Genomic DNA, 13,610 nt, shown 5'->3' on the forward strand with positions numbered 1-13,610 from the left:
GCTCACTTATCCCGATTGAGAGCGTCAAGGCATGGCTGTTGCGAACTGGCAAAGTGTCCTCCTGAACATCAAATCCTCCAAAGGCAGCCTGATGAAGGGCCTGGGGGCACCAGTGCTGGTGCTGGCCACCCTGGCCATGGTGGTGCTGCCGCTGCCGCCGCTGCTGCTGGACGTGCTGTTTTCCTTCAATATCTCCCTGGCCCTGGTGGTGCTGCTGGTCTGTATCTACACCCAGAGGCCCCTGGATTTCGGCGCCTTCCCGACCGTGTTGCTGGTGGCGACATTGCTGCGCCTGGCCCTGAACGTGGCCTCCACCCGGGTGGTGCTGCTGGAAGGCCATAACGGCCCGGGCGCCGCCGGCCAGGTGATCGAATCCTTCGGCTCTGTGGTCATCGGCGGCAACTACGCCGTGGGCCTGGTGGTGTTCGCCATCCTCATCATCATCAACTTCGTGGTGGTCACCAAGGGTGCCGGCCGTATCTCGGAGGTGAGTGCCCGCTTTACGTTGGACGCCATGCCTGGAAAGCAGATGGCCATAGACGCCGACCTCAACGCCGGCATCATCAACCAGGAAGAAGCCCGCAAACGCCGCCAGGAAGTGACCAGCGAGGCCGACTTCTACGGGGCCATGGACGGTGCTTCCAAGTTCGTCAAAGGGGATGCCATGGCCGGTATCCTCATCCTCTTCATCAACATCATCGGTGGTTTCATCATCGGCATGGTCCAGCACGGTCTCGGCTTCGGCGACGCCCTGCAGATCTACACGCTGCTGACCATAGGTGACGGCCTGGTGGCCCAGATCCCCTCGCTGCTGCTGTCGGTGGCGGCCGCCATCATGGTGACCCGTGAAAACGCCGACGGCGACATGGGCAGCCAGCTGCTGGGTCAGATGTTTGACAGTCCCAAGGCCCTGTTCATCGCCGCCGGTATTCTGGCGGTCATGGGCCTGGTACCCGGCATGCCCCATTTCGCCTTCCTGCTGCTGGGCAGCCTCTGCGGCTATGCCGGCTTCCTGCAGCAAAAGCGCAAGGCCAAGGCGGCCCTGGCCCCTGCCGTCCCCGAGCCCAAGACCGGCGACGTGCTGCCCCCCGACCAGCGTGAGCTGGGCTGGGACGATGTGCAGCCGGTGGACACCATTGGCCTGGAAGTGGGTTACCGCCTCATTCCCCTGGTCGACAAGGCCCAGGGCGGCGAGCTGCTCTCCCGCATCAAGGGGGTGCGCAAGAAGCTCAGCCAGGATCTCGGCTTCCTGGTGCCCCCCGTCCATGTGCGGGACAACCTGGAGCTGGAGCCCAACACCTACCGCATCACTTTGATGGGGGTGGCCGTCGGCGAAGCCGACATCCGTGCCGACCGGGAGATGGCCATCAACCCCGGCCAGGTGTTCGGCAAGATTGACGGCATTCCCACCGAAGAGCCGGCCTTTGGCCTCGAGGCCTACTGGATAGTGCCCTCCCAGCGTGACCATGCCCAGAGCCTGGGCTACACGGTGGTGGACGCCTCCACCGTCGTGGCCACCCACCTCAGCCAACTGCTGGCCAACAACGCCGCCCAGCTGCTGGGCCACGAAGAAGTGCAGAACCTCTTGGACATGCTGGCCAAGAAGGCGCCCAAGCTGGTGGAGGGCCTGGTGCCCGACATCATGCCGCTGGGGATCCTGGTCAAGGTGCTGCAGAACCTGCTCCACGAAGGGGTGCCGATCCGCGACATGCGCACCCTGGTGCAGACCATGGTGGAATACGGGCCCAAGAGCCAGGACGCGGACGTGCTCACTGCCGCCTGCCGTATCGCCACCAAGCGCTTGCTGGTCCAGGACATCTTCGGACCAGTGGCGGAACTGCCCGTCATTACCTTGGCGCCGGAGTTGGAACAGATGTTGCATCAGACCCTGCAAGCCGGCGGCGAGAATGCCGGACTGGAGCCTGGCCTGGCAGAGCGCCTGCAACAGTCCCTGGAAAACGCCGCCAATCAACAGGAAATGAACGGTCAGGCAGCGGTGCTGCTGACATCCGGGGTCCTCCGAGGCTCCCTGGCCCGATTCGTGAAGTACTCGATACCGGGCCTGCGCGTCCTGTCCTATCAGGAAGTGCCGGATGACAAGCAGATCCGTATCGTCAGCAGCATAGGTAGCGGAGGCTAGACCCGGTGAAGATCCATCGCTTTTTTGCCAAAGACATGAGGTCCGCCTTGGCGGAGGTCAAGGAGACCCTGGGCGTCGACGCCGTGATCCTGTCCAACACCAAGGTCAACGGTGGCATCGAGATCGTGGCCGCCGTGGATGCCGACAAGCAGGCCCCGGCGCCTCGCCAGGCCCAGCCCAAGCCGCAACGCCCTCTGGCCGACCGCTTCAACGAGCGAGAACTGTCCGAGGACAGGGTCACCCTCTCTTCCAGCCCCCGCGTTGCCGAGCCCCGCAAGAAGCAGGCCCCCAGCCTCAACTGGGACTGGCAGGCCAAGGAGCAGGACAGCCGCACCGAGAGCCTGCCGGAGTGGTCAAGGAACCTGGCCCGCCAGGCCATGGGCCAGGAGATGGAAGCCAGCGCCGCGGCCGAACCGGCCCCCGCCAAGAAAGTGACGATAGGCGAGCTGTCCGAGGAAATGCAGAGCCTGCGCCAGTTGCTGGAGCACCAGCTGTCCGGCCTGCGCCAGGACGCCAAGGCCCGCCGGGCACCGGTGCGCACCATGATGGAAGAGCGGCTGGTGGAGATGGGCTTCACCCAGGCCCTGGCCGAAGAACTGGTGGCGCCCATGCCCGAGGCCTTGGGGGCCAACGACGGCTGGAAATGGGTGCGGGTACAGCTGAAAAAGCGCCTCTACTGCACCGACAACAGCATTCTGCGTAAAGGCGGCGTGGTGGCCATGATGGGCCCCACCGGGGTCGGCAAGACCACCACCATCGCCAAGCTGGCGGCCCATTACGCCCTCAAGCACGGCGCCGATCAGGTCGCTTTGGTCAGTACTGACAGCTATCGCATCGGTGCCCACGAACAGCTGGCCACCTACGGCCGCATCATCGGTTGTCCGGTCAAGGTGGCCAAGGACGCCGAAGAGCTGGAAGACGTGCTCTACCAGCTGCGCAACAGATCCCTGGTGCTCATCGACACCGCCGGCATGGGCCAGCGCGACCTGCGCCTGGGCCAGCAACTGGCTACCCTGATCCAGGCCGGGCAGGTGCCCATCCAACGCTACCTGGTGCTGGCCGCCACGGCCCAGCAGCGGGTGCTGAATGACGCCATGAAGCGCTTTTCCCAGGTGCCCCTGGACGGTCTGGTGCTGACCAAACTTGACGAGACCCTCAGCATGGGCGAAGTCCTGGGCCTGGCAATACAAAATACGCTGCCGATAGGGTATCTTACCGACGGTCAGCGGGTCCCCGAAGATCTTCAGGTGGCACAACCGGACAACCTGCTCGAGCGCGCCTTGGCCCTTTTTGTCGATGGCGCCGCAGCGTAAGTCGAGACGATAAGTAAAATTAAGGAACATGCATGGATCAAGCGAGTGGCTTGAGGCAAATGAAGCGCCAGAGCATAACCAAAGTGGTAGCTGTCACCGGCGGTAAGGGCGGTGTCGGCAAAACCAACGTCTCTATCAACACGGCGGCAGCGCTGGCCCAGGCTGGCCAGAAGGTGTTGCTGCTGGACGCCGACCTGGGTTTGGCCAACGTCGACGTGCTGCTGGGCTTGCGTGTTCAGAAGAACCTGAGCCATGTCCTGAGCGGCGAATGCGAACTCAAGGACGTGCTGCTGGAAGGGCCGGGCGGCTTCAAGATAGTGCCTGCCACCTCCGGTACCCAATCCATGGTGGAGCTGACCCCCGCCGAACACGTCAGCCTGATCCGCGCTTTCAGCGAGCTGGAAGAAAACTTCGATGTGCTCATCATCGACACCGCCGCCGGTATCTCCGACATGGTGCTGAGTTTCTCCCGCGCCGCCCAGGACGTGATGGTGGTGGTCTGTGACGAGCCGACGTCCATTACCGACGCCTACGCTCTTATCAAGCTGCTGTCCCGCGACCACGGCCTCTTCCGCTTCAAGATAGTGGCCAACATGGTGCGCAGCCTCAAGGAAGGGCAGGAGCTCTTTACCAAGCTGTCGAGGGTGACCGACCGCTTCCTGGACGTAGCCCTGGAGCTGGTGGGGACAGTGCCTTACGACGAACATGTCCGCCAGTCGGTACGTAAACAGAAGCTGGTGGTGGATGTCTATCCCCGGGCCCCGGCCGCCGTGGCCTTCAAGGCTCTGGCCGCCAAGGTGATGACCTGGCCCATCCCCAGCCGCCCCGGCGGCCATGTGGAATTTTTCCTGGAACAATTGATCGGCGACAAATCTCATGTCGGGAGCGAGCAAGATTCTTAATAAGACACCCTATGGTGAGCAGCGGGAGAACCAACTGGTGGCCCGCCACGCCGAGCTTGTGCGGCGTATCGCTCACCACCTGCTGATGCGGCTGCCGCCCTCGGTGCAGCTGGATGATCTTATCCAGGCCGGCATGATGGGGCTTATCGAGGCATCCCGTAACTTCGACGGCAGCAAGGGTGCCAGCTTCGAGACCTACGCCGGCATCCGCATCCGCGGTGCCATGCTTGACGAAATTCGCCGTGGCGACTGGGTGCCGCGCAGCGTGCACCGCAACGCCCGCGCCATCAGCGACGCCATCAGTGAGGTGGAAAAGCGCACCGGCGTCGAGGCCCGCGACCACGACGTGGCGGCCGTGCTCAAGATCAGCGTCGATGATTACCACCGCATGTTGACCGATATCAACAGCGGCCGGCTGGTGGCCATGGAAGATCTTGGGGTGGGGGAAGATGTCTTCGCGCCCGATGATTCTGAGCGGCCGGATCTCAACCATCACCGCAGCCGCTTCCAGGCCGATCTCGCCGAAGCCCTGAAAAAACTGCCCGAACGCGAGGCCGTGGTGCTGTCCCTCTACTATGAAGAGGAACTCAACCTCAAGGAGATCGGCGCCGTGCTGGGCGTCAGCGAGTCGCGGGTCTGCCAGATCCACGGCCAGGCCATGGCCCGGCTCAAGGGCAAGCTGATGGACTGGCACCAGGACAGCAACATTATTTAAGCTTTTGCAAAGATTGCCGATTAAGAAGCAACGCAAGCTTCGTTGGAGGAAGCATTGGACAAGAACATGAAGATCCTCATCGTGGACGACTTCTCCACGATGCGCCGCATCATCAAGAACCTGATGCGCGACCTGGGGTTCAACAACTGTCACGAAGCCGATGACGGCAGTACCGCCTTGCCCATGCTGCAGAACGGCGACTTCGAGTTCGTGATCACCGACTGGAACATGCCCGGCATGCAGGGCATCGACCTCTTGAGGGCGATCCGCGCCGACGACAAGCTCAAGCACCTGCCGGTGCTGATGGTGACTGCCGAGGCCAAGCGCGAGCAGATCATCGCCGCCGCCCAGGCCGGGGTTAACGGTTACGTGGTCAAGCCTTTCACGGCCGCGACCCTCAAAGAGAAGCTCGACAAGATCTTTGAACGGATCGGTTAAGGAATGGCCATGACTGAACGTCAAAAGACCGGCATTTCCCTGGAGCAGGCCCGCCAACTGGTCGCCCTGTTGGAAGCAGGACAGACCGAAGAAGCGGATGTCATGCTGCGGGAAATGGCCATGGTGGCCAACACCGAACTCTTTTCCCAGGTAGGCAAGCTGACCCGCGAGCTGCACAACTCCCTCTTGGAGTTCCAGCAGGACCCGCGCCTGGCGACCCTGGCCACCCAGGACATCCCCGACGCCAAAGACAGGCTGATGCACGTCATCACCATGACCGAGTCTGCGGCCAACACCACCATGGACGCCGTCGAATCCTGCCTGCCCATCGCCGACAAGCTGGTGGAAAGCATCGACAGCCTCAACCCCGCCTGGCAGCGCCTGATGGAGCGGGAGATGAAGGTGGGCGAATTCAAGACCCTGGTCCACGACCTCGACGCTTTCTTGGCCAACTCCAAGTTGGAGGCCGACGATTTGCGCGGCGCCCTGACCGAGGTGCTGATGGCCCAGGGCTTCCAGGATCTCACCGGGCAGATCATCCGCCGGGTCATAGAGCTGGTGCGGGAAGTAGAGGAACGGCTGGTGAGCCTGGTGGTGATGTTCGGCAACCAACCTGGTGCTGAGCGTGCCAAGCTCGGCACCGAAGCCGAAGGCCCCATCATCAATCCCGAAGAAAGGGACGACGTGGTCAAAGGGCAGGACGATGTTGACGACCTGCTGTCCAGTTTGGGTTTCTAAAGGAGCCGATTGATGAGCTTCGAGTTGGACGAAGACATCCTGCAGGACTTTCTGGTCGAGGCCGGCGAGATCCTGGAATTACTCTCAGAGCAGTTGGTGGAGCTGGAAAAGCGGCCCCAGGACAGCGATCTGCTGAACGCCATCTTCCGCGGTTTCCATACCGTCAAGGGTGGCGCCGGCTTCCTTGGCCTGAGCAACCTGGTGGATGTCTGCCATGGCGCCGAGAACGTCTTCGACCTCTTGAGGAACGGCCAGCGCCATGTCAATGCCGAGCTGATGGACGTGGTGCTGGCGGCCCTGGACACCATCAACGAGATGTTCGCCCTCATTCAGGAGCGCATCATCCCAGGCCCGGCCGACGAGACCCTGCTGGCTGGCCTGCATCGCCTCTGCGAGGAAGAGCAGGCCCAGGCCAGCGCCCCCGCGGCGGCGGTTGAGGCCCCGGCCGAGCCCGAAGCCATGCCGGTCGACCCCTCTGAAGTCTCATCCGGCGGCATCGACGAGATCACCGACGCCGAATTCGAAGCCCTGCTCGACGAGCTGCACGGCTCCAGCAAGGGCCCCTCCAGCGCAGAGGCCGCCCCTGCCACACCGGCGGCCGAAGCGCCGTCTTCTGCGCCATCCAGTGACGAGATCACCGACGACGAATTCGAAGCCCTGCTGGACCAGCTCCACGGCAAGGGCCAGTTCGGCGGTGCCGTGGATGACAAGGCCACCGAAGCCCCGGCCGAGGCGCCAAAGGCCGAGGACAAGGCCACCGCAGCCAAGGGTGGCGGCGATCTCATCAACGACGACGAATTCGAAGCCTTGCTGGACCAGCTGCACGGCAAGGGCAAGGGCCCTTCCGTCGACACGCCGGCCCCGGCCCGTGCTGACAAGGCCCCGGCCCCTGTCGCCAAGGCCGACACCCCGGCCCCGGCCGGCGTCGCCAGCCCGCCGCCCGAAACCACGGTGCGGGTGGACACCAAGAAGCTCGACGAGATCATGAACATGGTCGGCGAGCTGGTGCTGGTGCGTAACCGCCTGCTCTCTATCGGCCTCAACGCCGACGACGATGAGCTGTCCAAGGCGGTGGCCAACCTGGACGTGGTAACAGGGGATCTGCAGGGCGCCGTCATGCAGACCCGCATGCAGCCCATCAAGAAGGTGTTCGGCCGCTTCCCGCGGGTGGTGCGCGACCTTGCCCGCAGCCTCAAGAAGGACATCAACCTGGAGTTGGTGGGGGAAGAGACGGATCTGGACAAGAACCTGGTGGAGGCCCTGGCCGACCCCCTGGTGCACCTGGTGCGCAACGCCGTCGACCACGGCATAGAGATGCCCGACGCCCGCGCCAGCAGCGGCAAGCCGCGCAACGGCACCATAGTGCTGTCGGCCAGCCAGGAAGGGGACCATATCCTCTTGTCCATCACCGATGACGGTGCCGGCATGGACCCTGAGAAGCTCAAGGCCATCGCCATAGAGCGGGGCGTGCTGGACCAGGATGCGGCCGCCCGCATGTCCGACGAAGAGGCCTATAACCTCATCTTCGCCCCCGGTTTCTCCACCAAGAAGGAGATCTCCGACATCTCCGGCCGTGGCGTGGGCATGGACGTGGTCAAGACCAAGATCAGCCAGCTCAACGGCTCCATCCACATCGATTCCGCCAAGGGCGAGGGCACCCGCCTCACCATCAAGGTGCCCCTGACCCTGGCCATACTGCCGACCTTGATGGTGCTGGTGGGCAAGCAGACCTTTGCCTTCCCCCTGGCCACGGTCAACGAGATCTTCCACCTGGATCTGTCCAACACCAACGTGGTGGACGGCCAGCTCACCGTCATAGTGCGGGACAAGGCCATACCGCTCTTCTACCTCGACAGCTGGCTGGTCAGGGGCAGCCTGCGCGAGCGCCGCAAGGGCCAGGGCCATGTGGTGATCATCCAGCAGGGCTCCATGCAGGTGGGCTTCGTGGTGGATGGCCTCATCGGCCAGGAAGAAGTGGTGATCAAGCCCTTGGGCCAGATGCTCCAAGGCACCCCCGGCATGGCCGGCGCCACCATCACCTCCGATGGCGGCATCGCCCTGATTTTGGATGTACCGGCGCTGCTCAAGCGCTATGCCCGTAAGATGTAAAGGGAAAACCTATGCCGATCCGTGTACTGGTGGTAGATGACTCCAGTTTCTTTCGCCGCCGGGTGTCAGAGATCCTGACTTCCGACCGCGATATCGAGGTCATAGATACCGCCATCAACGGCAAGGACGCCGTAGAAAAGGCCAAGGCATTGCGGCCTGATGTGATCACCATGGATATCGAGATGCCGGTCATGGACGGCATATCGGCGGTACGCGAGATCATGCTCGCCAACCCCACGCCCATTCTGATGTTCAGCTCCCTGACCCACGACGGCGCCAAGGCCACCCTGGACGCCCTGGATGCCGGGGCCCTGGACTTCCTGCCCAAGCGTTTCGAGGACATAGCCCGGGATCGCAACGACGCCGTGGCCACCCTGCTGACCCGGGTCAAGACCCTGGCCAACCGCCGTGGCCTCAGCCTCATCAAGGCCCGCCAGCTGCGCAGCGCCACCCCGACCATCGCCAAGCCCGAACCGGCTCCCCTGCCTGTCCGCAGCGCCGGTGAGCGGGAAGCCCCGGCACCGCGCCGGCGCCGCACTGCGCCCTACAAGCTGCTGGCCATCGGCTGTTCCACCGGCGGCCCCGTGGCGCTACAGCAGATCCTGACCCGGCTGCCCGCCAACTTCCCGCTGCCCATAGTCCTTATCCAGCACATGCCCGGCACCTTCACCACCGCCTTCGCCCAGCGCCTCGACGGCCTCTGCCAGATCAAGGTCAAGGAAGCCGAGAACGGTGACCGTCTCCAGGCCGGCGTCGCCTACCTGGCTCCCGGCGGCAAGCAGATGCTGGTGGAAGGGGCGCCCAGCGCCATGCGCCTCAAGGTGATGGAAGGCCCGGCCTCCCTGGTCTACAAACCCTCGGTGGACATCACCTTCGCCTCTGCGGCCAAGGTCACGGGGGACGTGCTGTCGGTGATCCTCACCGGCATGGGCGCGGACGGCCGCGACGGCGCCCGCCTGCTCAAGGCCCAGGGCGCCACCCTCTTTGCCCAGGACGAAGCCAGCTGCGTGGTCTACGGCATGCCCCAGGCGGTGACCGCCGCCGGCCTGAGCGACGAGTCCATCAGCCTGGAACGCATCGCCGGGCGCATCCTCGCCGAGATCGGCCATGGATAGACTGGCCCTGCCCGCCGTGCTGCTGGGGCTGGGAGTCATACTCCTGGCCCTCTGGCTCGAGGGCGGCCAACTGGCCAGCCTGCTCAACGGGCCGGCCTTGCTGATCGTGGTCGGGGGCTCCCTGGTGGCCACCCTGGCCCAATGCCCCTGGGGGCGCTTCCAGCGCTGGCTGACGCTTTGCCGCTGGCTGGCCTCGCCGCCGCGCCAGGATCTTGACGGCCTCTCCGACAACCTCCAGTTCTGGAGCCAGCAGTGCCGCAACCAGGGGCTGCTTGCCCTGGAAGAGGTGTCGGACGATTATCCCGATCCCTTCGTGCGCAAGGGCCTGCAACTGCTGGTGGACGGTGCCCCGCCGGAGCAACTGCGCGATCTCCTTGAAAGCGACCTCTACCTGCAGCAGGACGGCGACTACAAGGCCGCCGACATCTTCCAGATGATGGGCGGCTATGCCCCCACCATGGGCATCCTCGGCGCCGTGCTGGGGTTGATCCAGGCCATGGGCCAGCTCACCAACCCCGAGGCCCTGGGCTCCGGTATCGCCACCGCCTTCGTCGCCACCATCTACGGTGTGGCCTTCGCCAACCTCATCTTCCTGCCCCTGGGCGGCCGGCTCCACGCCATCATAGATGCGCGCAGCCGTTACCAGGAGGCGGCCATCGTCGGCCTGATGTCCCTGGGCCTCGGTGAGCATCCGGCCAAGGTGGCCATGAAGCTGCAGAGCTACCAGGACCACTGAGATGTACCGCTACCGGCGCCAGCACAGGGTCAGCCACAAGGAGCACAGCCATCGCTGGCTGGTCTCCTATGCCGATTACATGACCCTGATGTTCGCCCTCTTCGTGGTGCTCTACGCCTTCGTGCTCCTGGAAAAGGACGAGTACCGGGAAGTGGTTTCCAACCTGGAGCAGGCCATCAAGAAGGTGGCCAGGCCCTATCCCAAGGACGGGGCGCCAAAGGAAGCCTTGCAGGGCAACACCGGCGGCCAGGCCATGCTGCCGGACGGCGCCGGCCTCCTTGACGGCGGCGAGAAGCTCAAAGAAGAGGGCAAGGGGCGGCAGGCGGCCGACGACGGCCTGCTGGCCGAGGCGCCTCGCCAGCAGCTGGGGGTGCCTTTGCCGGACTTGGCGAAAAAGCTGGAAACGGCCTTGGACGGCAACCAGGCCCTGGCTGGCGCCAAGCTCAAGCTGGGGGAGCGCTGGCTGACCTTGGAGCTGCCCGACAGCCTGCTCTTCTCCCAGGCCAGCGCCACCTTGCAGAAACCGGCACGAGACTTGCTTTCCTCCCTGGCACCGGCCCTGAAGGGCGCCAACAACTACATCCGGGTGAGGGGCTATACCGACAGCGCCCCCATCAGCGACGCCCTCTTCCCCTCGAACTGGGAACTGTCGGCGAGCCGGGCCGCCGCCGTGTTGCGGGAGCTGGTGGCCCTGGGGGTAGAGGCGCCCAGACTGGCCCTGGAAGGCTACGGCGCCTTTGGCCAGGAAGATGGCCTGGGCCAAGCCGAGCGGCGCCGGGTAGTGCTGGCCCTGTCGGTGTACGGCTGGCAAAAACCCCGGCCCCAAGCCAAGGTGACCAAGGCCAAGGCTGGGGAGCCTGAAATCAAAGAGATAAGCCTGCCCGGTGGCGGCATCCGCATCACCACCAGGCCGGACAATTGAGGCGATGAGAACAGCGTGAATATCTGGACTGTTGCAAACCAGAAGGGTGGGGTCGGCAAGACCACCACCACAGTCACCCTGGGGGCCTTGCTGGCCGCCAGGGGCGAACCTGTGCTGCTCATCGATATGGATCCCCATGCCTCCCTCACCAGCTATTTCGGCAAGACCCCCGAAGAGCTGCAGGCTACCCTTTTCGACCTGCTCTCTGCCCAGCAGCTGACTCCGGCCCTGATCGACAAGGCCACGGTAGAAGTGGGCCAGAACCTCTTCATGTGGCCGGCGGCCATGGAACTGGCCACCCTGGACCGGCAGCTCGGCAGCCGCGAGGGCCTGGGGCTGCTGCTCAAACAGTTGCTGGGCAAGCTGGACGGCCTCTATGCCCATGTGCTCATCGACTGCCCGCCCGTGCTGGGGGTGCTGATGGTCAACGCCCTGGCCGCCTGCCAGCGGGTGCTGGTGCCGGTACAGACCGAGTTCCTGGCCATCAAGGGCCTGGAAAGGATGCTGCGCACCTTGTCCATGATGGAGAAATCCCTCAAGGGCGAACGCCTGGTCAGCATCATCCCGACCATGTTCGACAAGCGTACCCGCGCCTCCCTGGACGCCCTCCAGGAGCTGCACCAGGAATTTGGCAGCCGGGTCTGGCAGGGCATGGTGCCGGTGGACACCAAGTTCCGCGACGCCAGCCGCGACCATGTACCCCTGCCGGTGCTGATGCCCCACGCCAGGGGTGTGGAGGCCTATCGGCAGCTCCTCGACAGCCTGCTGCCGCTGGAGGTGAGCGTATGAGCCTGATGGACGACTACTTCGCCTCTCTGCTGGCCGATCCTGCCGCCCAGCCGGCCCCCGCACCGGCAGCACCTCAGCCGGCTGTGCCCAAAACGGCGGCGCCTCGACCCCTGGCCGAGCGGCCGGCCCCGGCCAGCGACGACAAAGACAGCCTCAACAAGCTACTGGCCCAGGTCAGGGCTGCCCAGCAGGAACAGCTGGAACAAAAAGTCGAAGCCAAGGTGGAAGCGCCGGGGGCGCCCCAGCCTGTCGCACCGCCGCCGGCGCCCAAGGCGCCGGTCGCCGAACCCAAGGTCGAAGCCCAGGCCCAGGTGGCTGCCGAGCCGGCCCCGGTGGAAGTGCCCCCCAGTCCCGAGCGGGAGGGCAGCTTCCAGGTGCTGCTGTTCGACGTGGCGGGGCTTGAGTTGGCGGTGCCCCTGGATAAACTGGGCGGCATCCACCAGGTTGGGGAAGTGAGCCCGCTCTTTGGCAAGCCGGCCTGGTTCAAGGGCCTGATGTTGCACCGCGAGCAGAAGATGCGGGTGGTGGACACGGCACTTTGGGTAATGCCGGATAAAATAAAGCATCAAGAAAGCAACGAAGATTACCGATATCTGGTGATGTTGCAGGACAGCCCCTGGGGCCTGGCCTGCAACAGCCTGGTGCGTACCGAGCGCCTGGACAGCGAGCAGGTTCGCTGGCGCCAGGGCGGCAGCAAACGCCCCTGGCTGGCGGGCATGGTCAAGGAGCGGATGTGTGCGCTGCTGGACGTGGATGCCCTCCTGGCCATGCTCGACAAGGGCCTGGGTGGTCTGGATCTGGAAGAGAGTAAGGATAAGAGATGAGCAACAAGCAACAGCTTTCCAAAGTGGCGGAAGCCAATGATCAAGTCCTGCAGTGGGTGACCTTCCAGCTGGATAACGAAACCTACGGCATCAACGTGATGCAGGTGCAGGAAGTGCTGCGCTACTCCGACATAGCCCCAGTGCCCGGGGCCCCGGACTATGTGCTCGGCATCATCAACCTGCGCGGCAACGTGGTCACCGTCATCGACACCCGCGCCCGCTTCGGGCTGCCGCCGGCCGAAGTCAGCGACCAGTCCCGCATCGTCATCATCGAAGCGGACAAGGAAGTGATCGGCATACTGGTGGACGCCGTGGCCGAGGTGGTCTACCTCAAGCGCTCCGACATCGAAGTGGCCCCCAACGTCGGCACCGAGGAGAGCGCCAAGTTCATCCAAGGCGTCTCCAACCGCGAGGGCGAACTCCTGATCCTGGTCGATCTCAACAAGATGCTGACCGACGAGGAATGGGAAGAGATCATGAGCCTCTGATGGGGTTGATGAACCTTTTGCAGCTGATTCTGCTGCTCCTGCTGGTGGCCGTGGTGGCGCTGATGTACCGCCGCCAGAACCAGTTGGCCAAGCGCCTGGAGGATGCCGAGCGGGAACTGGCCGAGCGGGGTCAGTTGCTGCACGAAGTGCATTCAGGTGCTCTTGGCATGGGCCAGCGGCTGCTGGCCCTGGCCGCCGACGTCGAGCACCTCCAAGGTGCCCAGGACGAGCTCAAGAGCATAGATCCCGAAGGCAAGCTCTACAGCCGCGCCGCCAAGATGGTGGCCCTTGGGGCTGACGTCGAGGAGCTGATGCGCGAATGTGAGCTGCCAAGGGCCGAGGCCGAACTGCTCTACAATCTCCATAAACGCGCCTGAGGGC

14 protein-coding genes are annotated in these 13,610 nt (G+C 64.2%); all 14 read left to right on the plus strand.

Annotation, left to right across the window (positions count from 1 at the left end; genetic code table 11):
• The first annotated feature begins 31 nt into the window (after window positions 1-31).
• The 14 genes from flhA (at window position 32) to PVT67_RS05860 (ending at window position 13,606) form a co-directional block, all read left to right on the plus strand.
• The gene (gene flhA / locus PVT67_RS05795; RefSeq protein WP_301498787.1) at window positions 32-2,140 is read left to right on the plus strand and encodes a flagellar biosynthesis protein FlhA; all 2,109 of its coding nucleotides are present in this window, start codon (window positions 32-34) and stop codon (window positions 2,138-2,140) included.
• Window positions 2,141-2,145: 5 nt separating this feature from the next.
• On the plus strand, window positions 2,146-3,453 hold the full coding sequence (gene flhF / locus PVT67_RS05800; protein WP_301498789.1) for a flagellar biosynthesis GTPase FlhF: 1,308 nt from the start codon (window positions 2,146-2,148) through the stop codon (window positions 3,451-3,453).
• Between the two features lie 32 nt (window positions 3,454-3,485).
• Entirely contained in the window at window positions 3,486-4,355 is an 870-nt protein-coding gene (locus PVT67_RS05805; protein WP_301498791.1) for a MinD/ParA family protein, read from the plus strand.
• Window positions 4,330-5,070, plus strand: coding sequence for an RNA polymerase sigma factor FliA (locus PVT67_RS05810; protein WP_301498793.1), 741 nt, complete (start codon window positions 4,330-4,332; stop codon window positions 5,068-5,070). Before PVT67_RS05805 ends, PVT67_RS05810 begins: the two co-directional genes overlap by 26 nt.
• Window positions 5,071-5,136: 66 nt before the next feature.
• Window positions 5,137-5,508, plus strand: a complete 372-nt coding sequence (cheY, locus tag PVT67_RS05815) for a chemotaxis response regulator CheY (RefSeq protein ID WP_473092211.1) — start codon at window positions 5,137-5,139, stop codon at window positions 5,506-5,508.
• Between the two features lie 9 nt (window positions 5,509-5,517).
• Window positions 5,518-6,246 carry a protein phosphatase CheZ gene (locus PVT67_RS05820; protein WP_301498795.1) on the plus strand — a complete coding sequence of 243 codons (729 nt, stop codon included), beginning with the start codon at window positions 5,518-5,520 and terminating at the stop codon, window positions 6,244-6,246.
• A gap of 12 nt (window positions 6,247-6,258) precedes the next feature.
• Entirely contained in the window at window positions 6,259-8,355 is a 2,097-nt protein-coding gene (locus PVT67_RS05825; protein WP_301498797.1) for a chemotaxis protein CheA, read from the plus strand.
• Window positions 8,356-8,366: 11 nt separating this feature from the next.
• Entirely contained in the window at window positions 8,367-9,470 is a 1,104-nt protein-coding gene (locus PVT67_RS05830) for a protein-glutamate methylesterase/protein-glutamine glutaminase (RefSeq protein WP_301498799.1), read from the plus strand.
• Window positions 9,463-10,206 (plus strand): flagellar motor protein, encoded by a 744-nt coding sequence (locus PVT67_RS05835; RefSeq protein WP_301498801.1) that lies wholly within the window; start codon window positions 9,463-9,465, stop codon window positions 10,204-10,206. Before PVT67_RS05830 ends, PVT67_RS05835 begins: the two co-directional genes overlap by 8 nt.
• Before the next feature lies 1 nt (window position 10,207).
• A complete protein-coding gene (locus PVT67_RS05840; RefSeq protein WP_301498803.1) occupies window positions 10,208-11,128 on the plus strand; it encodes a flagellar motor protein MotB in 921 nt (306 codons plus the stop codon).
• 15 nt (window positions 11,129-11,143) lie between these two features.
• Window positions 11,144-11,917: a ParA family protein gene (locus PVT67_RS05845; RefSeq protein ID WP_301498804.1), complete on the plus strand. Its 774-nt coding sequence runs from the start codon at window positions 11,144-11,146 to the stop codon at window positions 11,915-11,917.
• Complete coding sequence (locus PVT67_RS05850; protein ID WP_301498806.1) at window positions 11,914-12,741, plus strand: chemotaxis protein CheW; 828 nt, start codon at window positions 11,914-11,916, stop codon at window positions 12,739-12,741. The genes PVT67_RS05845 and PVT67_RS05850 overlap by 4 nt, the downstream gene beginning before the upstream one ends.
• The gene (locus PVT67_RS05855; RefSeq protein ID WP_301498808.1) at window positions 12,738-13,229 is read left to right on the plus strand and encodes a chemotaxis protein CheW; all 492 of its coding nucleotides are present in this window, start codon (window positions 12,738-12,740) and stop codon (window positions 13,227-13,229) included. The genes PVT67_RS05850 and PVT67_RS05855 overlap by 4 nt, the downstream gene beginning before the upstream one ends.
• An 8-nt stretch (window positions 13,230-13,237) precedes the next feature.
• The gene (locus PVT67_RS05860) at window positions 13,238-13,606 is read left to right on the plus strand and encodes a DUF2802 domain-containing protein (protein WP_301498810.1); all 369 of its coding nucleotides are present in this window, start codon (window positions 13,238-13,240) and stop codon (window positions 13,604-13,606) included.
• Window positions 13,607-13,610: the final 4 nt, after the last annotated feature.

The organism is Gallaecimonas kandeliae, from assembly GCF_030450055.1.
Classification (GTDB): domain Bacteria; phylum Pseudomonadota; class Gammaproteobacteria; order Enterobacterales; family Gallaecimonadaceae; genus Gallaecimonas; species Gallaecimonas kandeliae.